Source organism: Scytonema hofmannii PCC 7110, from assembly GCF_000346485.2.
Lineage (GTDB): Bacteria > Cyanobacteriota > Cyanobacteriia > Cyanobacteriales > Nostocaceae > Scytonema > Scytonema hofmannii.
Genome location: NZ_KQ976354.1, coordinates 6159242 through 6180597 on the forward strand (window position 1 = coordinate 6159242; position 21356 = coordinate 6180597).

Consider the following 21356-nt stretch of genomic DNA (forward strand, 5'->3'; position numbering starts at 1 on the left):
AGTAGTTGGTAGTTAGTAGAAATTTCTAGCAACTAACAACTAACAACTAACAACTAACCACTAACTAAACAAGCAATGGTCTAAATCCGTGTTTTACCGACACCTGACCTATCTGCTCCATTTTCTCTACGGTAATCCGATTTCGCCCCCAAGAGAAGTTAGTATATAACTTCTCAAATTCCAACAACATTGATTCAGCAAAACAAGCAAACAACTGACGTGCAGGCACATCCATATTGACAATTTGCATGATTTTCCAGTCAATATCAAGAGAGTGCTCGACAATACCCCCGTTGAGGACATACACATCAGGATGCTGAATCTTACTTGCTAGATTTTTTGGATAACCGCCATCAATAAGCAGACAAGGTCGCTTCAGAACAGTGGAGTCAATTTCCACGCCTTTGGGCATACTGGCAACCCAAACGACAATATCAGCTTGGGGCAATGCTTCTTCCAGGGACATGATTTTTCCACGACCCAGTTCTTCTTGCAGGTTTTGCAATCTCTCGCGATCGCGAGCAATTAGCAGAAGTTCTCGAACACCGGTTTTTTTATCTAACCACCGACAAACAGCACTGCCAATATCTCCTGTCGCCCCACACACAGCAACAGTCGCCTTCGATAGTTCAATCCCCAAGCGTAAAGATGCTTGTTCTACCTGTCGGCAAATAATGTACGCTGTGTGAGTATTGCCCGTAGTGAAACGTTCAAACTCCAATTTAATATTGCGGACTTGTCCAAATTGCTCTAAGTTAAAGTTTTCAAAAATAATTGAGGAAAACCCTCCTAAAGCTGTGATGTTTATGCCGTGCTTTTGAGCGTGAGCCATAGCATTGAGGATTTTGCGTGTCGCTGCCTTGATCCGCCGCGATGCCAGCATCTCCGGCAAAAAACAGGATTCTACATACCGCCCTTCAATTTTTTGACCGGTAACACTAGTCACAGTGATATTATCAACGATTTGGGGCGGAGCACTGCACCAAAAATCTAAATCTTGCTCTGCGTATTCAGGGTAGCCTAAGTTTCTAGCTACCGCTTGCGCGTGTTCCAAACTAGTAAGGTGTCCGATTAGACCAAACATGAACTATTGTGTTAGGCGTATCCTTTGTATGGGGAGTTGGGAGTAAGGAGTTGGGAGTAGGGAGTAGGGAGTAGGGAGTAGGGAATAGGAAGTAGGAATAGTTTAAAGCTATTCAATATGTAATTGCCCATTGCCCACTGCCCCATTCCCTATGCCCCGGCGATACCGTAAACTGACAGACGCATAATGTCACGGGTTGTAAAACCAATATTACTAAGTGCTCCTCCGTATTGGATCATGAAGTCTTCTACCAAAGCTTCCTTTTCCATTGCTAGGACACGAGCATCATCTTCTACTTGGTTGAGCATTTTCCAAACAATAGGTAGGTTTTGGCGGTTAGCTGCTTCTAATTCTGCTTTTGATTGTTCAAAATGTTCTTTTAACCAAACTTCCCCAAAGTTAAGGTGACTGTACTCATCTTTGACGACGCCCTCAGTGATTTTACGAGCAAATGGATCGGCAACTGGAATGTAAATGTTGTAAGCTGCGATCGCAAAGCATTCAATAATCAAAGACTGAATGAGCAAGCAAGTTACAACTTTCCCCTCAGCAGCTGCTGTTTGGAAATTGGAATGCAATCGGGCAAAAAACTCCTTAGCAAATTGCAAATCGGGCGTTACCTGAAGATTGCGTCCACAAGATTCAAAACCTTTCTTGTGACGGCTTTCCATTTTGGATAGACGAATAAGTTCATCTTTTTGTTCTGGCAGCAGTTCAGCGAGTGCCAAGTAATTTTCGTGGGCTTCTTGTTCCCCTTCAATTACGATCGCATTAATCCGGCTATATGCGTCCTTGTACACTTCGCTGTGAAAATCAATTTCCGATTGAGCTGCAAGCTGCTGCATGGTACTGTTCACTCCTGTGCTGTGAATCATTTGATACCAACTTCACCAAAGGCTCGGAGAACATATAATTTTCAGTTAACTTTGGCTGAAAACTCATCACCGATAGCTAATAGCTTTTTGGTAACTGTGGTTTAATTTAACTTAACAAGTCTATATGTTAATAGATTAACCTTTGCTGGCAGCATTATCTCAAGCTCGTCCATAGGAGAAGTCAGGAATTCAGGAGGAAGGTGGTTTTTCTCACATCCTTTACGTCTTCTGGCTCTGGGCTTTGGTTTTTACCCAACACAAACAATTCCTTGGCAAATTACCAAGAAGCTTGGCGACGAGGTAAATTTTTACTGGCATTCGTTAATTCTACTCTAGTCGCGATGGTGTAACAGACGAACAAAGTGCTACATCAGCACTGGCTGGTTACGCGTTAGCGAGGTTGAAGTTTCAAGGGAAGCAAACCCTGTTACTCATTGTCCTGGCAACTTTGGCGATCCCCTTCCAATTGTTAGTGGTTCCTGTCTTTCTCGTTTTGAAGTGGGGACACCTCATAAATACGGCTCTTGCGTACTTAACGTGCTAAAATATTAGAATATTCATTCAGCATTTAAGTAAAATTAATTATGAAAAGAGTCCTTACTCAACTATTAAATTTGTCTGATGTAGTGGTAGAATCAAGTCTACAAGAGGGTTCGAGCTTATTTTTATCAGTAAGTAAAAAGACGAAAAGCGCAATATGTCCGCAGTGCGGTAAGAAGTCAGAACATTTACACCAAAATCAAAGTTACTTAGTAAAAGATTTACCGATGGGGGATAAAGAAGTAATATTAAATGTAAATAGACGAAGATTTAAATGTAAAAAGTCCCGAAAAACGTTTAACGAAAATCTTGATTTTGTAGGAGCGAGAAAGACATATACGCATCGATACGCGGAAAATATTGTTAAACAACTTATTAGTAGTAATGTCAGTAATGTGGCGGAAAATAATGGATTAACCGATGAAGAGTCAAGGTGAATGCTTGAAGATGTAGCTAAAAATATATTACCAATAAACCTAAACAATTTGAGAAGGTTAGGAATCGATGAAATAAGTTTAGTAAAAGGGCAAGGAAAATTTATTGTTGTACTCTGAGTTGCAGATTCAGGGAGATTAATAGGGTTAGTAAAAGAAAGATAGATAAAGTAATATGAAAAAGTGGGGAGAAGAAGTTTTAGAACGGATAGAAGAAGAAAGGTCTGGATCTGACCGGAAATTATAAAAATTTAATTAATAAGATTTGCCCAAACGCTGTCATTACGGTCGATAGGTTCCATCTTCGCAAAATAATACATGAAGAATTAAACCAAGCTAGAATAACAGAAAAGAAAACAGCATTAGAGTTAAACGTTGAGGATAGGGAAAAAATTTTTGATAGCTTAAAAGGTAATAAATTTACAATTTTAAAAGCAGAAGATAAGTTGACGACGCATTGTCCCCTCAAAAAAGACGGAACCCTCAAGCCCCTTGTTTTAAAAACAAAGAAAATCACAACTTTGTTTAAACCAAGAGATTTTCTAGTGTATTCTGCTAGCTTTTTTCCAGAGGCTGCATCAGAAGGAATAGTCCGAAAGAAAACACTGCTACTTAAAAATGGATTGGTACTGGTGGGAGAAATTACGGCTAGTTTAGCTTGTTCGTATTCAGGTAATGCCGCGTTGGTAACATCACTAGAGGTATGTCCAATAACTCCTAACACAGAGGAGTTCTTAACCAGTTCCCGCGCTATTTGTTTAGCTTTATCGGGCTTGTTATCATCGTTAGCCAGAACGATTTCTAGTAATCGACCATTTGATCCCCCTATTTCATTGAACTGATTTTGTGCCTGCGCCACTCCTCGCAATATTTCTTGAGCTTGATCTATATTGTTTGCTGGCACAACTACTGCTAATCTTAAAGAAGAGTTTTGCTGCTGACGAGCTCGCGCATTATTGTAGTAAATTAGCACTTCTGGATCGGAGCGATTTGCTGCTACGGCTGTTTTAAAGAGTTTAGCAGCTTCAGAGTATTTACCTTGTTGAAAAGCTTTAATACCTTCCTCGCGAGCAGTGTTTTGAATACTAGGAAAGAAGGTTCGCTCACCGTGACTTATCTTTGTTTGATCTAATGCACAGCGAGTAACAAATGACTTCACTTGACCTACTGGACAAGGGACTGACAACCAAGAATAAACACCAAAACTAACAAGGGTAGCTCCTAATATCACTCCCATACTGGCAAACACAATTCGCCTCCGCCAAGATGGAGTCATAGAAGTGATACTTGCAGCTTGGGTACTTTGGTTAGCTAATACTTGACCAGTACCACGGTTTATTTCTAATCTTGAGTAAGCTAATACTTGATCGGCACCAGAGTTTATTTCTAATCTTTCAACCTCTGTCAGTTTCTCCCGTGCTTGAGTGTTACTTGGGTCAATTTCCAAAATCTGACGAAACTGTACCTTTGCCCGTGTTAATTCTTGTTGAGAGAACAATATTTGTCCGTAAGTTTGCCTGGTATACAACAGTTCGTCTTTGGAACGGACTGGATCGAACTGCTAAGCTCGTGCGAATAATTCTATGGCTTGGTCGTATTGGTTTGCGATCGCATATCGTTTTGCCAAAGCCCTTAACGTACTAAAATGATTGGGGTTAATTTGTAAAATCTGCTCGTAAGTAATCACAGTGTTCTGTATGTCACCTTGTTGCTGAAATTCCTCTGCTTGTTGTAACAGAGGCAAAACTTTTTGTGGTTCTAGTTTCTCCAATTCCCGTATCGCTTCCCGTAGTGGATGCTTTTTCAGCAACCAACGACGAACTAATTCAACTTTCACCCTACGTCCGGTGTCATCTAAAAACTTATTTTCATTTCTGGGTTTTCACGTAGTGCAGCATCATAGTCGTCTACTAGCAGCACTAAGTATTTATCTTTTTTCCCAAGCAATCGCAGTATCTGACGCAAATTATCCTTCGTTGTTAGCTCGGTTTCCAGCTGGTTCTCAATCTCAGCCTGCAATTGAGGCTCGCTCTCCAGAGAATCCCTTGTATTGCTTAGAACTTCTCTCCAAAAGCCAGAGGCTGTGAAGGGATCGATACTCAGGCAACTAAAAAGAACAATGACAGCCTGAGAGATATCTTGTTCATTTTCTTTCCAAACTTGAGGTGAAGCTATTTTTGCCAAAAAGGAGGACTGAACATACAAGAGGGTGTAGCAAATTTGCTAGCTCACTTCCATTCCTGCCATATGTCTGGTAAAAAAACATAAATATTCCTGTTTCTAATGTAGCTTAGTTTTATACGTGATAGGCAGTAATAACAATACTTCTATCAGAACTGTAGATAGATTCAACCCTTGGATAAGTGTCGTGTGACCACCATACTTTTACCCTGCTAGCTTGGGCGGGCGCGCTTCCTACTTCGTAGTATCCAGCGTTAATCATCCTTTTTTCAAATTCACCAGATGGTAATATTTTAGTAGTAAACGCTGATAATCCTTGTATCCTGTGCTTATCAAGCGTCATAGCTACCTTGATACGTCGTAAATATTCGATATCCAAGTAGCACTAGTGCAATGCCTGTAGAATCATGAATTTTACCAGGATATTTGTAAGGGTTATCATCAGGTATTGCACCACCAATTCTTATGCTGAAGTATGGACACCAAAAATAAAATCCTGGTAGCAACAAATCCATACTGTAGGCGATCGCTCTTAGTTTTTCTTGTTTTTTGGTGAGTTTTGTTTCTGTAGAAAGGTTAATCATTTTTAAATCTCCAAATTTCGGGTTGTCAGCCATTTTTCTTATAAAGAGCAAGAAAGTCAGTAAGTTCGTCAGGACAAACCATTGAACGTCTCCGAAAATTAATTATGCGTTACCTGAAACCCGTAGAGACGCGATTAATCGCGTCTCTACGTCATTTCTTTTAACAGCAATCTCCTCGTCTTCCCTCTTTCATTCTGCACCGATTCCTAATTTGTTTCCTGAATTTGCAAGCGGATAGTCCGTTCAGCTGGTCCCCCAAGGTGTAATTCCATCACTTCACTCCCAAGAGGTTCCAAACACTCAAGCAGCGATCGCAAATGGGGTGTACTAGCACCCGTATCTACGTAAAGGCGGTCTGCTAAGCTACCAATTCGCTTCCAACTCATATATAACTTACCAATCATTTGTTCGAGTTGAGAAGCTTGATTAACCAAATCCGCCGCGACATTCAAACAACCAACTCTTTGAGCTTCTATAAGTGCTGTTTCAATGTCAATTTCTTCAGAAGTCAGCGCTTGGACTTGGGCAGCTGCTTTTAAATATTTTGCCAGGTTACGGGCTTCTGTCGTAGCTTGCTTGATAGTATCTAAATCGGGATTTTGTGCTATTTCCCTCTGTATCGCTGCTTGGTGGGATTCTGGTAGTTTCTCCATTTCCTTAACCAAAGGCGCAATATAACGGGGAGGAAGAGCATTTTCTGCTGCTTTGGTTTTCACAGGTTCGGGTAACAAATCGGAAGACATGGCTGTCCATTCATCAGTTAGTTGACGAACCTCCCGCCTCGTGATTTTATCCCCATTTTGTGCTGCTTCCGTCACCATCTGTTGAACTTCTGGGGCTGCTTTAGCAGTTTCTACAAACGCCCGTTTGCTAAAGTTATTGATCGCCCCTGGGTCTAGTTTTCCTTCTTCTAAAAGGGTATCAGCACTATTGGCTAGTTGGATTAAAGCATAAGCTTGGCTTTTGCTGATATCTCGTTCTTTCAACCATTTTAAAAAACCAGAACCCCTTCCTTCACCGTCTTTCTTCTCGCGATCGCGGACAGCCCGTAAAATTCGCCCCCGCCAAATGTCCGTTTGCAGGTCAAAACGGTTACACACTTGCAAAGCCACTTCCACCTGCTGAAGAAATTCCATTTCGGGAATTTCCTCATCGTCTGGATTTGGCAATTGAAAGTCAAAATCAGCTGGCTGCTGCAGAAGCGCAGCCAAGTCATTTATGGAGTCGTTATATTGCACGATACATAAGTCATTATTCTATGCGCGGTTTATTATACACATTCTGTGGAGACAGATCGTCTACCGTATTCATATATTATTTTTTATACTGAATATTTCAGTAATATCTTGTGGAACTATTTCAGCAAAGTCTTGTGAGACGGGCAAGGATGCCCTATAGAATTTCCTCATCTATTTCATCTTCCTCAGTCGTATCACCTTCAACGATATTTATAGCTTGCATAACCTGTCGAACCACCTTTGGATGTAGAACTTTTCCGGAATGAAAAGGAATCACAACTCTTATTTCTTCTCGGCGATAAACTCTATGACAACATTACTTCTAATCTGGGTAAAGCCAACATCCAATAGAAGTTTTTCAGCTTCCTTAGCTGTCAGTCAAGGGAAGTCTAGGCAACTTGTACCTCCAAAGTCATTGTTAATATTTGCTTGCTAAGAAGCGCCTGTTTCTCTGAATTTGATAAAGTTTCTATGTATAGTTCAACTGCTTCTTTGATATTTGCTTGTACTTCTTCTAAAGAATCTCCTTGAGATTGACAACCAGGAAGTTCAGGACAATAAGCATAATATCCATATTCATCTTTTTCGATAATAACGCTGACTTGATACGGCATATTAATTATCTCCTTATTTCAAAAGAAAATTCTTATTGATTAGATCGTAAGTCTTACCGGACTTCCATTTTAAACCCCCTTGCTAGTTCTCGCAATGCGGCTTTTTGAACATTTGAATCATCAGAACCAGCGCAATCTTTCAGGATATTCAAGATATCGGGGTCATTTTTAAATCCCCGTGCTAATTCTCGTAATGCGACTTTTTGAACGTTTGAATCATTAGTTTTAGCGCAATCTTTGAGGATAGTTAAGGTATCGGGGTCATTTTTAAACCCTCGTGCTAATTCTTGCAATGCGACTGCTCGCACATCTGAGTCATCATTTTTAGCACTCGCTTTGAGGATGGTTAAAGTATCGGGGTCATCTTTGAATCCCCGTGCTAATTCTCGCAATGCGACTACTCGTATCTTCCAATCATCAGCAGTAGCATTAGTTTTGAGGATAATTAAAGTATCGGGGTCATCTTTATACACCCGTGCTAATTCTTGCACCGCCTCTGCTCGCATATCCAAACTACCATTACTAGTAGCACAAGCTTTAAGCCAGGATAAAGTTTGGGGATCGTCTTTGTAGGTATGCGCTAGTTTTTGGAATGCGATCGCTCGCACGTCGAGATCGCGATCGGTGGTGGCGCGAGTTTTCAGCCAGGATAAAGTTTGGGGATCGTCTTTAAACGTATGGGCTAATTCTCGTAATGCGACTGCTCGTATTCTCCAAGTATCATTAATAGCGACATTCTTGAGAATGCTTAAAGTATCGGGGTCATCTTTGAAGCTCCGTGCTAATTCTTGCACCGCCTCTGCTCGCACATCCAACTCTTTATCATCAGTAGCAGCAGTTTTGAGGATAGTTAAAGTATCGGGATCGTGTTTGAATTCACGTGCTAATTCTCGCAATGCTGTTGCTCGTACCTTCCAATTATCAGCACTGACATTAGCTTTGAGGATAGTTAATGTATTGAGGTCATCTTTGAATCCACGTGCTAATTCTTGTAATGCTACTGTTCGTACCCTCCAATCATCAGCATTAACAGCAATTTTCAGGATAATTAATGTTTCGGAATCGTGTTTGAACCCTCGTGCTAATTCTCGCAATGCTGCAGCTTGCACTTCCAAATCATTAGCCCTAGCGCAATCTTTAAGCCAGGGTAAGGTTTGGGGATCGTCTTTATAACTATGTGCGATCGCTTGAATTGCTGTTGCTCGGACATCCGAATCATCATTATTAATAGCACTTGCTTTGAACCAAGGTAAGGTCTCTGGATCGTCCTTGAAACCCTGTGCGATCGCTTGTACTGCGGCGGCGCGTACCCGCCAGTCAGCAGTTGTGGCGCAAGTTTTGAGCCAAAGTAAAGTATTGCGATCGCTCCAAGTGGTAGCAACAGCTGCAACTGCTTTGGTACGAATTTGATAAACTAGCTCAGCTTCATCGTCTGCTGACTCGTAATAGTACCAGAGGTCATATTGAGTTAAACGTTTTACCTCATTCAATAATTGATTAGCCGTAGATGCAATAGCCGAACGGTTTCTGACTTCCCCAAGACAATCCGCTGCTAAAAAAATGTTAGTATATTTTTCTTCTTCACCATCTTTATGCATCAGGTAATCAATAATCTCGCCAGCAAACTGTGGCTCAATCATTCCTACAATCAGCCAAGGAAAATGCTTAATTTTAATGGATGGGCTAGATGAAGTCTTTGACCAACAAAACCGTAGAGGTATTGTAGAACGCATTAACCAGTTTGTTGAGCTGTTTCCTACTAACAAATTTGTCGTCACCAGTCGTATTGCTGGTTATCACGGCGTACAGCTTAGCGATCGCTTCACTGAGTTTACTATAGAAGACATGGACAGCGAACAGGTAGAGAGTTTTCTGTATCGCTGGTGTCCCACGATTGAAAAAGTCCAGCAACCAGAAGCAGGTGAGGAACAATGGCAAAGAAAAGGAATAGAGCAAGCGCAGGATATTTTGAAGGCGATTGAAGACAATGAAGGAGTGAAGCGGTTAACAGCAAACCCCTTACTATTAACAATATTGGCACTGATTCACCGTAACGGCGAACATTTGCCAGAGCGTCGGGTGAAGTTGTACGAGTTAGCAGTACAAACCTTGATAGAAGATTGGCAACTTAGTAAAAAATTACCTGATGCTCCAAAGGTGATGCTCAAGGAAACCGAAGTTGTACAACTTTTAGCACCTTTAGCATACTGGATGCATGAAGAGAAACCTTCGGGTTTAGTGACACAAGCAGAAGTCGAGGAAAAGCTCGCAATTGAGCTAGCCAATCTCAATGATACTAACCCCAAATCGAATTCTGTTCGTCAAGAAGTCACACAGTTTTTGCGAAAAGTGAGAGAAACAACAGGTTTATTTGTGGAACGTACACCTGGAGTTTATGGTTTTATGCACTTAACATTTGAAGAATATTTTGCTGCTCGTTATATAGCAGACAAAGATCGAAGCGATATTCTACAACTTATTGAAAAACACCGCTATGAATCTCGTTGGGATGAGCCTCTTTTATTAACTTTAGGGTATTACGGAAATTTTTCCCCTACTCAGTTATCTAAGCTACTGGAAATGCTATTTTCTTATTTGAAAAAGTATGAACCCGTACTGCAAAATGGGGAAATCAAAATTAAAAAGTCGTCATCTAATCATGCCAAAATTATTTGGCTAAAGGCTGACTCTACAGGTAACTTGCAGCAAGCAGAACTTAAGTTGAAAGATTTATTATTTGCAGGACAGGCGATCGCGGAAGTGGATGCAAAAGCGAGTTTTCGTAAAGATATCATTCATAAGTTAGTTCTTACCTATGTTGGTATAGATGCTGATTTTGAAGATGAGGTGATTCAGCAACTTCTCAAACTGCTTTGTAAAATAGAACTATTTCATCAAAAAACTGAAGTCATAAATATTTTAAAACAAATAGCTGATGATGTAACACTTTCATCAGAAATTCAAATCAAGGCAAAAACTGCCATTTTTTATATTGCTTGTTGTGACTTAACACGATTAATAGACTATGCTGTGGAAATTGTAAATCAATTAGATCCTGAACTATTTTGCTATATTATGTATCTTATGAGAGAGTTGGGTGAAGATGTAACATCTGCTCTTGAAATTAGCAAAAAGCGGCATAATTTTGATGTAAAGTATCAAAAAATGGTAATATTCTTAATAGGAATATCTTATGTTCGGAAAGAAAAATATGAAAAGGCTACCGAAATACTTGAAAACTTAGAAGAATTGGATAATAGCTTCAGACCGTATGTGTACTGGGCATTAACTACATTTTATGAAGAGAAAGAAGAGTATGGAAAGGCAAATAACTACTACTATCAGTCTAACTTAGCGAATTACCTTCAAAAAAACTCTTTGTTAAATTTTTGGACAGATTGGGGTTGGTGTCAGAGATTAGACAAAAAATATGACCAGTCACTACTTTATTACCAACAGGCATTGGCGATTGCAGAGGAACATCCAGATTATAAACATAAGGCAACTATTTTTTACAATATAGGAAGAGTTTATCAAGATTGGGGCAAATACGAACAGTCAATAAATTACCATCAACAAAGTCAAGAACTTTACCAGCAACTGGGACGAGAGAAGGATGTAGCTACGCAATGGTCTTGGATGGCTGATTGCAACAGAGAATGGGGTAAGTATGAGCAAGCAATTGAATGTGCCAACCAATGCTTAGTCCTGCGTCAGCAGTTAGATGACCAAATGGGTGTTGCTAATGCTTACTATCAGTTAGGTCGAATTTATCAAGCGTGGGGCAAATACGAACAGGCAATCAATTACCATCAACAAAGCCAAGAAGCATACCAGCAATTGGGACGAGAAAAGAATGTTGCCAACCAATGGGACTGGATGGCTGATTGTAACAGAGAATGGGGCAAGTATGAGCAAGCCATTGAATGCACCAACCAAAACTCATCCCTGCGTCAGCAGTTAGATGACCAAATGGGTATTGCTAGCGCTTATCATCAGTTAGGTCGAATTTATCAAGCTTGGGGCAAATACGCACAGGCCATCAATTACTATCAACAAAGTCAGGAAGTTTACCAGCAATTGGAAAGAGAAAAGAATGTAGCCGGTCTATGGAGCTGGATGGCTGATTGCAATAGAGAATCGGGGAAGTATGAGCAAGCAATTGAATGTGCTAATAACCAATGCTTCGTTCTACGTCAGCAGCTAGATGACCAAATAGGTATAGCTAATGCTGACTATCAGTTAGGTCGCATTTATCAAGCTTGGGGCAAATACCAACAGGCAATCAATTATTATCAACAAAGCCAGGAGCTTTACCAGCAATTGGAACAAGAAAAGGATGTAGCTAACTTATGGTACTGGCAGGCTAATTGCAACAGAGAATGGGGTAAGTATGAGCCAGCCGTTGAATATGCTAACCAAGACTTAGCCCTGCGCCAGCAGTTAGATGACCAAATAGGTATTGCTAGTGCTTACCATCAGTTAGGGCGAATTTATCAAGCTTGGGACAAATCCGAACAGGCAATCAATTACTATCAACAAAGTCAGGAAGTTTACCAGCAATTAGGTCAAGAAAAGAATGTAGCTAACCAATGGTACTGGATGGCTGATTGCAACAGAGAATGGGGCAAGTACGAGCAAGCAATTGAATGTGCCAACCAAGATTTAGCCCTGCGTCAGCAGTTAGATGACCAAATGGGTATTTCTGATACTTACTATCAGTTAGGCCGAATTTATCAAGCTTTGGGAAAATACGAACAAGCAATCAGTTACCATCAACAAAGCCAAAAACTTGACCAGCAATTAGGACGAGAAAAGGATGTAGCCAACCTATGGTACTGGATGGCTGATTGTAACGGAGAATGGGGCAAGTATGAGCAAGCCATTGAATGTGCTAACCAAAACTTAGCCCTGCGTCAGCAGTTAGATAACCAAATAGGTATTGCTAATGCTTACCATCAGTTAGGACGAATTTATCAAGCTTGGGGCAAATACGAACAGGCCATCAATCACTATCAACAAAGTCAGGAACTTTACCAACAATTGGGACGAGAAAAAAGTGTAGCTAACCAATGGTACTGCATGGCTGATTGCAATAGAGAATGGGGTAAGTATGAGCAAGCAATTGAATGTGCCAACCAAGATTTAGCCCTGCGTCAGCAGTTAGATGACCAAATGGGTATTGCTGATGCCGACTATCAGTTAGGGCGAATTTATCAAGCATGGGGCAAATACGAGCAAGCAATCAATTACCATCAACAAAGCCAAAAACTTGACCAGCAATTGGGACGAGAAAAGAGTGTAGCCAACCTATGGTACTGGATGGCTGATTGCAACAGAGAATGGGGTAAGTATGAGCAAGCCGTTGAATGTGCTAACCAAGACTTAGCTTTACGTCAGCAGTTAGATAACCAAATAGGTATTGCTGCTGCTGACTGTCAGTTAGGTCGAATTTATCAAGCATGGGGCAAATACGAACAGGCCATCAATCACTATCAACAAAGCCGAGAACTTTACCAGCAATTGGGACGAGAAAAGAATGTAGCCAACCAATGGTACTGGATGGCTGATTGCAACAGACAATGGGGCAAGTATGAGCCAGCTATTGAATGTGCCAACCAAAACTTAGCCCTGCGTCAGCAGTTAGATGACCAAATGGGCGTTGCTAATGCTTACCATCAGTTAGGTCACATTTATCAAGGATGGGGCAAATACGAACAGGCAATAAATTACCATCAACAAAGCCGAGAAATTTACCAGCAACTAGGACGAGAAAAGATTGTAGCTGACCAATGGTACTGGATGGCTATTTGCAACAGACAATGGGGCAAGTATGAGCAAGCTGTTGAATATGCCAACCAAGACTTAGCCCTGCGTCAGCAGTTAGATGATCGAGTGAATATTGCTGATGCTTACAATCAGCTTGGCTATATTTATCGAGAATGGGGTAAATATGAACAGGCAATCAAGTATTTTCAGGATAGCTGTAAACTTTACCAACATTTAAATATAAGCGAAAGTGAAGCAAGGATTCTCAGGAAACTTACTTATGCTCAAATCCTCCTTGCTAAAACTTATCAAGACGAAGCCTTCGCTCTCAACTTATTAACACAAGCCGAACAGAATCTTCTTCAAGCAATTCAACTCAATATAACAGGCGATTATAAGGAAAATCTAGCTTATGACTACACAACCCTCGGTTTCCTCTACTCGGAACGCCTGCGCTTCTTACCTAGTAATGACTCATCAAGACAGGAACAAATAACCCAGTTCGAGCAACACTACCTTACTGGCTTAACTTATCTTAACGAACTAGGACAATCAGTTGATAGAGCCGATGAAGCTCTCGATATGGCTCGTGCTTACTTAGAAGTGGAAGCCTTAGAAAATCTCGATCGCGCCCAAGAAATCGCCCAAGAATGCCTGCAAATTTTTGATGAATACAACCGTTACAAACAAAAAGCCGCAGCACTGAAGCTATTAGGCGAAATTTACCTAAAACGAACCCAACAAAACTACCCAAATACACAAGCGATCGCTATCCAATTTTTCTCTGAAAGTCTGCAAATCTACCAAGAGTTAGATTTACACGAAAAAGCAGTAGAAATAGAGCAGTTAATATCTTCATAAACCCGCGTAGGCGGGTTTTGCCTGTATAGACGCGAATTCCATTCGCCCTCGTCATTCACCCTCGTCATTCGCCCTGTCATTCGCCCTGTCATTCGCCCTCGTCATTCGCCCTCACCCATATCCCGGAAACAAGGTTGACCGCGATTCGCAAATATGTTCAGCACGCGCTAGCCTAAAAGAAACTCAATAAATTTATACAGTAAGCAAATATTTATAGCTTGACAAAAAAAATGAACCAGGTAGACTATCTCCGCATTAGTTTAATAGATCGCTGTAATTTTCGCTGCCAGTACTGTATGCCAGAGGGGTCAGAACTTGACTATATCCTCAAACAGCAGTTACTGACAGATAAGGAACTCCTGACTCTGATCGAAGAAGTCTTTATCCCCGTAGGATTTAATCGGTTTCGCTTAACTGGAGGGGAACCATTGCTCCGTCCTCGCGTTGTGGACTTGGTTGGTGCGATCGCCTCCCTCCCCCAAACCCAAGACCTTTCGATGACCACAAATGGCTTTTTGCTCGCTCCCATAGCACAAAGTCTTTACAATGCTGGGTTGCGGCGAATTAACATCAGCTTGGATTCCCTCGACCAAGCCACCTTTGACTCTATTATCGGGAATCGCGGAAGGGGAAAATGGCAGCAGGTTTGGGATGGTATTCAAGCTGCTTATCATGTGGGATTCGATCCCCTGAAATTAAACGTTGTAGCGATCCCCGGCGTGAACGATCGCGAAATTTTAGATCTTGCTGCACTCACCATCGACAAAAATTGGCACGTCAGATTTATTGAATTTATGCCTATTGGAAATTCAGAATTATTTGGGGATCGCGGCTGGATACCTTCTGAAGAGATACGGCAACGCATTCGTGACCGATGGGGCTTGATAAATTCTCAAATTCGTGGTAATGGACCGGCTGATGTCTTTCAAATTCCAGGTGCAAAAGGGACGCTGGGATTTATCAGCCAAATGTCAGAATGTTTTTGCGATCACTGTAATCGAATGCGCCTTTCCGCCGATGGTTGGTTGCGTCCTTGCTTATTAAATGAAATCGGTCAACTTGACTTAAAAACGTCTCTCCGTGAAGGAGTCAGTACAGCCGAGTTACAAAATCGAGTTAGAGACTTACTTGCCTTAAAGCCAGAAATCAACTTCAAACAGCGTTATGCAGGAACTCAAACTGGCAACTACACACGCACTATGTCACAAATTGGCGGATAGTCACTGGTCACTGGTCACTGGTCACTGGTCACTGGTCACTGGTCACCGGTCACCGGTCACCACTCACTGGTCACCGGTCACTGGTCACTGGTCACTGGTCAATTAAGCTTGACGTGAGTAGTATTCCACCACAAGTAGTTCGTTAACTTGTAGCGCCACCCATTCACGCTCGATGACACTGTTGACTTTACCAACCAACTTATTTTTGTCAAATTCCAAATGGCTGGGAAGGTTTGCTAAACCAGGGTATTGCAGGTTAGTAGTAACCAACTCTTTAGATTTTTCCCGGTCTCTGACTGCAACAACTTCTCCCGGACGGCACTGGTAACTGGCAATATTAACCACACGACCATTGATTGTCACATGACCGTGGTTAACCAGCTGACGCGCTGCGGGAATAGTAGGAGCCATTCCCAAGCGGAAAACGGTGTTATCCAACCGCATCTCCAGCAATTGCAGCAAAACTTGTCCGGTAGAACCGGTCACGCGTCTTGCTTTACGCACGTAACGCAGCAATTGCTTTTCCGTCAAACCATAGTTCATGCGGAGCTTTTGCTTTTCTTCCAACCGCACAGCATATTCAGAACGCTTTTTGCGGTTTTGACCGTGCTGTCCTGGTGGATAAGCACGTCTAGCACTTTTACGAGTTAATCCTGGCAAATCGCCTAAACGGCGTACAACTCTAAGACGAGGTCCTCTATATCGGGACATGAGTATCCTTGTTTCAATCCTGCTTAATATTACCCAAAGATATGATTATAGCCTCAAAAAGGAAAAACTTTAAAGGATAAAGGATAAAATTTTAAGAAAATTTTCTATCCAACACAAGTTAGATACCCAATCCACGCATCCAAAATCCACGCATCCAAAATCCACGCATCCAAAATCCACGCATCCAAAATCCCTATTCTCAGATTCTTGAGATACCATAGCGGTGGGTGTTTGGAGAACGGAAATGCAAAGGAGAAAAAAACAAGCAATGAGACTAACAGTTCCAGCGCTAGCCATAGTTGGATGGCTGGCAATGACATCACAAGGTATGGCTTTATCCATAGGCTCTAACTCTACCCTAACGAATGCGCGTGATTTTCGGGGTTGTGCTGCACGACTGCTGAGCGCGGGTATAGCAGCAGAAACGGTTTCACAAGCCTGTGCAGAGGCGCTAAGTCCTCGAGACTTGGGTAATTGCGTGTATAAGATTCAGCGAGAAACGCAAATTGAAGCAGCTACCGCACTGCCAACCTGCAGGCAGGCAAGGCGTCCTGAAGATTTAGCTAACTGTGTAGTCGGTATCGGTCGATACTCTCGTGATGCGGTTGACCCAACAGTTTTAAGTTACTGCGGTCGCAGTTTGTTGCCAGTGCGTTTTGCACAGTGTGTAGTAGGTTTGCGTACAGAAATCGATTTTTCTGCCATTCAAGCTTATGACAGTTGTATTGATGCCAGCGATCGCACAACCGGTTATTTACCTTCGTTTATCCCTTCAACCTCACAACCTGCGGAATTCCGACCAAATTATGAGTCTACTCCACTTCCGCCTGAGGCTACCCCAACTCCATCTCAGCCGCCCACCGTTCCACCTGCAACGGCTCCCGGTTCTTTAACTCCGGGCAATCAGTAAGATATTATCAGTTATCAGTTATCCAGTTTTCACTGCCGACTGATAACTGTCTTACCCTTCGGTTTGGCAATTCTTTCTTGGGAAAAACACCAAGACTGGACTGCCTGACTGTTAGCCGATAACTGATTAGTCGTCTTTTTTTCCAAACACCATTTGTAAAATCATGGGAACACCGCCGTCTTGGTGATATTTGTCTGCCCATGCGCGAATCACTTCATCCAACTCGTCCATTGCTTGTTTGTATTTCTCTGGAGGAATATCCAGTTCTTCCAAAACCCGCATTGTATTTGGTCGTCGTTCTGCCCAATCTCTCATCATCCGGAAGAATCGCGCTGTATCTTCCACCATGATGTAAGTACGCTCTTGCTCGTCGGCGGGAGCGTAAAAGGGACGGGTGAGAGCATAGAAGGGCATTCCCCATGGAGAATCAATACGGGTTACCGTACCGGAGTAGAGCAAACGGCGCTTAATATGCTCTGCTAGGGCTTCGCTCAATTCCATGCGGTGTTCTTCTGGCAAATCTTCCTGCGATCGCTTGTGCAGGAATTCGATTAATTCCAGAAACTCGAATGAAGTGATCAACTGAGCATCAGGAAGGTTGGACGGCAGTTTTTGCTCGATTTGCTTCTTCTCTTCTGATGTCAAGCTAGTTCCAGGAATGCGCGATCTCCCCGGACGCCAGGGGTACTTTTCCATCCAGACGTAGGGTAACTGAATGAGATAGCGCGGTTCTTGAGAACCCAGCATCTTTAGGAGTTTACCCTCAGTCAGAGCTTGTCTGACTTCCTCAACAATGATTTTTACCCGCTTTGGCTCTAAGTGGTGTAAATGCCCTGTCATTCGCAGGTTTTGTCCCTGCTCTAGATAAGTCATGTAAATCGCACACTTAGCTGCCGTAGCGGCTGCGTCTAGAAATGCCCCATGCCTGTGCCCGCTTGTCCTCATGGCACTAAAGGCTAGATATAGCATGATCTGATCCATTGCACTGGGGCCAAGACGTTTGATCAGATCTACGTCGTTACTCATATTACAGACAGTTGAATAGCACGTTTACGAGTTTTCAGTCAACAAAAAAGTATCAGTAGCATACACCCGACTGAAGGCGTTGGCGTTACCTCAGTTCATCTATTATGCGTTAAGTGTGTGTATTTTTGGTAGTCATGGTTTGGGATTTTATTCCGTAGTTCCAAGTATTGAATCAGAGCAAGGGCTTTGATTGCATTGTCGTACTCCCACAGTATTGCAAGCATCAGCGTATACGAGGAGCCACTACCTACATTTCCATAGATTGCAGTGTTCATCAGGAAACTTGATCCAATTGCTTTGGTGTATTCCTGTACAACCTGGCAGAAACCACTCTCAGGAGTGAAAAGTAGATAAAGCCAAAGCTTGATAGATATCACAGCCTTCAGCATAGCTGCCTTCTGCCCTCTGCCTTTTTACACTAATTCAGCACAAAAGCTAAGATTTCAAGGAAGTTTCCCCCCTCGATCGCGGTTGGTTGCATCGACCAAAACTAGTTGTCGGGCTAATGGGTATTACTTTTTCTGAAGGAAAATTTATGACGGGAAATCACGAATACTTAGGTAGTGCTGGGGTAACTTGAGGTGATTCAGAGTAAGTCACTTCCCTTTCGCATTAGGATATTGTTAAGAATTTGCTCTACATATTTTTAGCTGCCATCTTTAAAAAGGGAGTGAGGAGTGGGGTGTGGGGGGTAGGGTGTGGGAGATACTCCTCTTTCACTATCGCACAACACGACGCTCCAGAACCAACCTTTTTGCTCAAAACTTCTGTTGATGTCTTGGCAATGCAGGAAACGTCCTTTCCAGAAGAGCGCAGAACTCCAATTAAGGCTATATTCCAAAGTTCAAAGTTCCTTCCTTAAGATCTACAATTTTCGTTAATTCTACCAATAGCTACTAGTTGGATATGTTAGAGAAGATACAAAATAACATTTTATAAGCATCATTAAAATGAGTTCAAAAGACTATTATCATCTTTATGCTATTTTCACAAACTATTTTATTTAGTATTGCATAAATGTTACTTACAACTCTATATTACCTCGTTCCTAAATTTGGAATTACAAAAATTATAAATCACGTGAAACTTTTTCACAGCAAGCTTTACAAGTCTTATTTACCAGGCAAAAATTAGCGAAAAAAAGGAGGGGTGTGGGGTTTGACCCTGCGTTCATTTGCTAACAATATTCCTCAGCATAAGACATTCTGTGATTTCAAGTAAGACTCGATTATGTCTTTTGCTTTCTTAAATTAATTTAGTGATTTGGAAGGTTTGATAAGATTTCTGACTTTTTCAAGGCAGAGAGTGGCAGTTCCGCAAGTCACGAGTAACACTCCCAAAACTTGCTCAATTCCCAAAGTTTCCTGAATGATGAATCCAGCCAAAATCACGGTTAAGGCTGGTACAATAGCACTAAGAATGGCCGAGCGTGACGCGCCAATTTTACGAACGCCAAAGTTATTTAACAAGTAGCTGCAAAGCGTTAACACGCCCAAGAGAAAAGCAATCAAGACCAGTTCAAGGAGGATAGTAGGGTTGATTTGAAGCCCCCAGTCGGCGGGTATTGGTAGCAATAAACCAACGAGCGACAGCACCATCATTGTGACGAAGTTGATGAGCGTGAATGTCACTGGATGTACTTTCGTAGCACAGATGCGCGAAAAGATGATGTAGAGAGCAAAAGTCATTCCAGATGCGATCGCAGCAATGCTTCCCAATGAAGTATTGCCCATACCAGTACTGACAGCGCCCGCCAATACCAACAATTCCCCTAAACCAATAGAAGCGAAAGCCCCCGTATTGAGCAAACTCAAGCGCTCCCGGAAAAGTACCCAAGACAATAACCCACTTAAAACGGGATACACAAAGAAAAGTGCGATCGCCATTCCAGTAGGGACTTGACCTATTGCAAGGTAGATAAATAACTGTGATAAAAACAAAAAGCATCCACTGACAAGCGACAAAATTAAAGCCCGCTTTGCAGTAGGATGATTTGAATTTTTGCCAAATGAGTCAAACAAGAATTGCATATCATGCCAAACTCTTGGATGCAAAATGGGAGCCAAAAGCATCATCAGTGGTACAACCACAAGCATCCGCAACATTAAAAGCAAGAGAGAATTTCCCAAACTTGGATATAAGAGACTTTGCACCTCAAAAACACCAAAAATTTGGGAACCAGGGTTAAAAATGACCTTGATGGCAACGTTGTATAGCGACGACGTCACCGTTGACAGTACAATTAGGACTATACCAACCGCAGATAGAGATGAAATGCCAATTTGCCGAAATAAAGATTCTTTTGGTATTGTCGGTTGTTCTGGTGCTAGTTCTGTCACAGGTGGAGGTGATGCAGGCACCACTGGCTCTGGTTCTGGAGATATTACCGTTTCGCTTGTGGGGTTTTCATTAAAGATTGCAGACGTTGGAAATACGGTTTCCTGTGGTGGATTCACATCTAACTGCAACTTTGTAGGAACTTCAACATAAGCTTGCGGTTTTGGAAGAATTGGCTCATCCTCAGAAGCAGGAGTTTCTTGAAGTACAGGCGAAGTATCGTCAGTTGTTGTTTGTAATTCTTGACGAAGGCGATCCACCAACTCTGCTAAGATCGTTTCTCCCTGCTTCTGTTGGCCGTGCATCCGAGATAATTGTTGCGAAAGACTGCTTTGATAGTTTTTCAGATCTTGTTGAAGTGAATTGAATGTGGTAATCAGTGCATTATCCAAAGAGTTAAGAAGTTTGAAAGTATTTGGATTGCTTTGCTCCGTTGTGCTGGGAGTTGGTGTTACAGTGGTTTCTTGGCTGGTCGCTGTTTGCGAGGCATTCTGCACCGCTTGATTTGTCAGTGTTTCCAAAGAAGATTGCAGTTGCAGAGATATGTGGCTAGCCAAAACCTGCGATAATTGACGAATCAATGCTTGCTGCTGGGTGATTTGCTGCTCAATCAGCAAATGTCCTTTTTCTTCTTGCAACTCATGGATATCTTTGGTCAATTGCTCTTTATCTGCTTGCAGTCGCTTCACATCCTCCTGTAGCGACTTGAGAACACCACGTTGGATGATTTGCAACTCCTCAGTAATTGCTCGTATAGCAGATTCTGCAGAGGCATATAGATCGCCTTTTCCTCGCAAGTTATCTGGTCTCCTTTCAAATCGCCCCATTATCTTTTATCCTTTAATTCGTATATCAAGCAACTTCGGGGCTATACTCCTACTATTTGCCATGTTCTGTCAACGGAGATTAACCCAATCCTGCTTCAGTTTGTTACCTTTTGGTAACTTAATATTACTACCACTCCTCACTCAG

General features: G+C 42.0%; 16 protein-coding genes and 3 pseudogenes. 6 read left to right on the plus strand and 13 right to left on the minus strand.

Going from position 1 to position 21356, the window contains the following annotated elements; genetic code table 11:
• Positions 1–64: 64 nt before the first annotated feature.
• Positions 65–1084: a long-chain acyl-[acyl-carrier-protein] reductase gene (locus WA1_RS25630; RefSeq protein WP_017739657.1), complete on the minus strand. Its 1020-nt coding sequence runs from the start codon at positions 1082–1084 to the stop codon at positions 65–67.
• Between the two features lie 149 nt (positions 1085–1233).
• Positions 1234–1929, minus strand: coding sequence for an aldehyde oxygenase (deformylating) (locus WA1_RS25635; protein ID WP_017739656.1), 696 nt, complete (start codon positions 1927–1929; stop codon positions 1234–1236).
• Between the two features lie 230 nt (positions 1930–2159).
• On the opposite strand from WA1_RS25635, the pseudogene WA1_RS53230 reads away from it, so the two are divergent.
• The 3 genes and pseudogenes from WA1_RS53230 to WA1_RS60240 all read left to right on the plus strand — a co-directional run.
• A pseudogene (locus tag WA1_RS53230) lies at positions 2160–2479 on the plus strand (ABC transporter permease family protein); the annotation flags it as partial.
• A gap of 64 nt (positions 2480–2543) precedes the next feature.
• On the plus strand, positions 2544–2936 hold the full coding sequence (locus tag WA1_RS60235) for a transposase family protein (protein ID WP_017739655.1): 393 nt from the start codon (positions 2544–2546) through the stop codon (positions 2934–2936).
• Positions 2937–3214: 278 nt separating this feature from the next.
• A pseudogene (locus tag WA1_RS60240) lies at positions 3215–3331 on the plus strand (hypothetical protein); the annotation flags it as partial.
• Between the two features lie 116 nt (positions 3332–3447).
• Here the strand turns inward: WA1_RS60240 and WA1_RS60245 are convergent.
• The 8 genes and pseudogenes from WA1_RS60245 to WA1_RS25675 all read right to left on the minus strand — a co-directional run.
• Positions 3448–4209: pseudogene (locus tag WA1_RS60245) on the minus strand (ABC transporter substrate-binding protein); the annotation flags it as partial.
• 285 nt (positions 4210–4494) lie between these two features.
• Positions 4495–4770, minus strand: coding sequence for a hypothetical protein (locus tag WA1_RS25645; protein WP_017739652.1), 276 nt, complete (start codon positions 4768–4770; stop codon positions 4495–4497).
• A 17-nt stretch (positions 4771–4787) separates the two neighbouring features.
• Positions 4788–5117, minus strand: a complete 330-nt coding sequence (locus tag WA1_RS25650) for a hypothetical protein (protein ID WP_158516698.1) — start codon at positions 5115–5117, stop codon at positions 4788–4790.
• 329 nt (positions 5118–5446) lie between these two features.
• Complete coding sequence (locus WA1_RS25655) at positions 5447–5698, minus strand: hypothetical protein (protein WP_148662770.1); 252 nt, start codon at positions 5696–5698, stop codon at positions 5447–5449.
• Positions 5699–5904: 206 nt separating this feature from the next.
• Positions 5905–6936 (minus strand): hypothetical protein, encoded by a 1032-nt coding sequence (locus tag WA1_RS25660; protein ID WP_066613029.1) that lies wholly within the window; start codon positions 6934–6936, stop codon positions 5905–5907.
• A gap of 154 nt (positions 6937–7090) precedes the next feature.
• Positions 7091–7213 (minus strand): hypothetical protein, encoded by a 123-nt coding sequence (locus tag WA1_RS60250; RefSeq protein ID WP_017739648.1) that lies wholly within the window; start codon positions 7211–7213, stop codon positions 7091–7093.
• Positions 7214–7325: 112 nt separating this feature from the next.
• The gene (locus tag WA1_RS25670; protein WP_017739647.1) at positions 7326–7550 is read right to left on the minus strand and encodes a type II toxin-antitoxin system HicB family antitoxin; all 225 of its coding nucleotides are present in this window, start codon (positions 7548–7550) and stop codon (positions 7326–7328) included.
• Between the two features lie 53 nt (positions 7551–7603).
• Positions 7604–9283, minus strand: coding sequence for a HEAT repeat domain-containing protein (locus tag WA1_RS25675; protein WP_081403144.1), 1680 nt, complete (start codon positions 9281–9283; stop codon positions 7604–7606).
• On the opposite strand from WA1_RS25675, the gene WA1_RS25680 reads away from it, so the two are divergent.
• Together WA1_RS25680 and moaA are read left to right on the plus strand one after the other, a co-directional pair.
• Positions 9225–14180: a tetratricopeptide repeat protein gene (locus WA1_RS25680; RefSeq protein WP_017739645.1), complete on the plus strand. Its 4956-nt coding sequence runs from the start codon at positions 9225–9227 to the stop codon at positions 14178–14180. The two genes, WA1_RS25675 and WA1_RS25680, sit on opposite strands and share 59 nt — an antisense overlap.
• Before the next feature lie 230 nt (positions 14181–14410).
• Positions 14411–15400, plus strand: coding sequence for a GTP 3',8-cyclase MoaA (gene moaA / locus WA1_RS25685; protein ID WP_017739644.1), 990 nt, complete (start codon positions 14411–14413; stop codon positions 15398–15400).
• Between the two features lie 102 nt (positions 15401–15502).
• On the opposite strand, the gene rpsD is transcribed toward moaA, so the two are convergent.
• Positions 15503–16111 (minus strand): 30S ribosomal protein S4, encoded by a 609-nt coding sequence (gene rpsD, locus WA1_RS25690; RefSeq protein ID WP_017739643.1) that lies wholly within the window; start codon positions 16109–16111, stop codon positions 15503–15505.
• A 268-nt stretch (positions 16112–16379) separates the two neighbouring features.
• Between rpsD and WA1_RS25695 the strand changes: the two genes are divergently transcribed.
• Positions 16380–17021, plus strand: coding sequence for a hypothetical protein (locus WA1_RS25695; RefSeq protein WP_272819228.1), 642 nt, complete (start codon positions 16380–16382; stop codon positions 17019–17021).
• A 126-nt stretch (positions 17022–17147) separates the two neighbouring features.
• On the opposite strand, the gene hetR is transcribed toward WA1_RS25695, so the two are convergent.
• Positions 17148–18047, minus strand: a complete 900-nt coding sequence (gene hetR / locus WA1_RS25700; RefSeq protein ID WP_026134288.1) for a heterocyst differentiation master regulator HetR — start codon at positions 18045–18047, stop codon at positions 17148–17150.
• 1250 nt (positions 18048–19297) lie between these two features.
• The gene (locus tag WA1_RS25710) at positions 19298–21211 is read right to left on the minus strand and encodes an EamA family transporter (RefSeq protein ID WP_017739639.1); all 1914 of its coding nucleotides are present in this window, start codon (positions 21209–21211) and stop codon (positions 19298–19300) included.
• Positions 21212–21356: the final 145 nt, after the last annotated feature.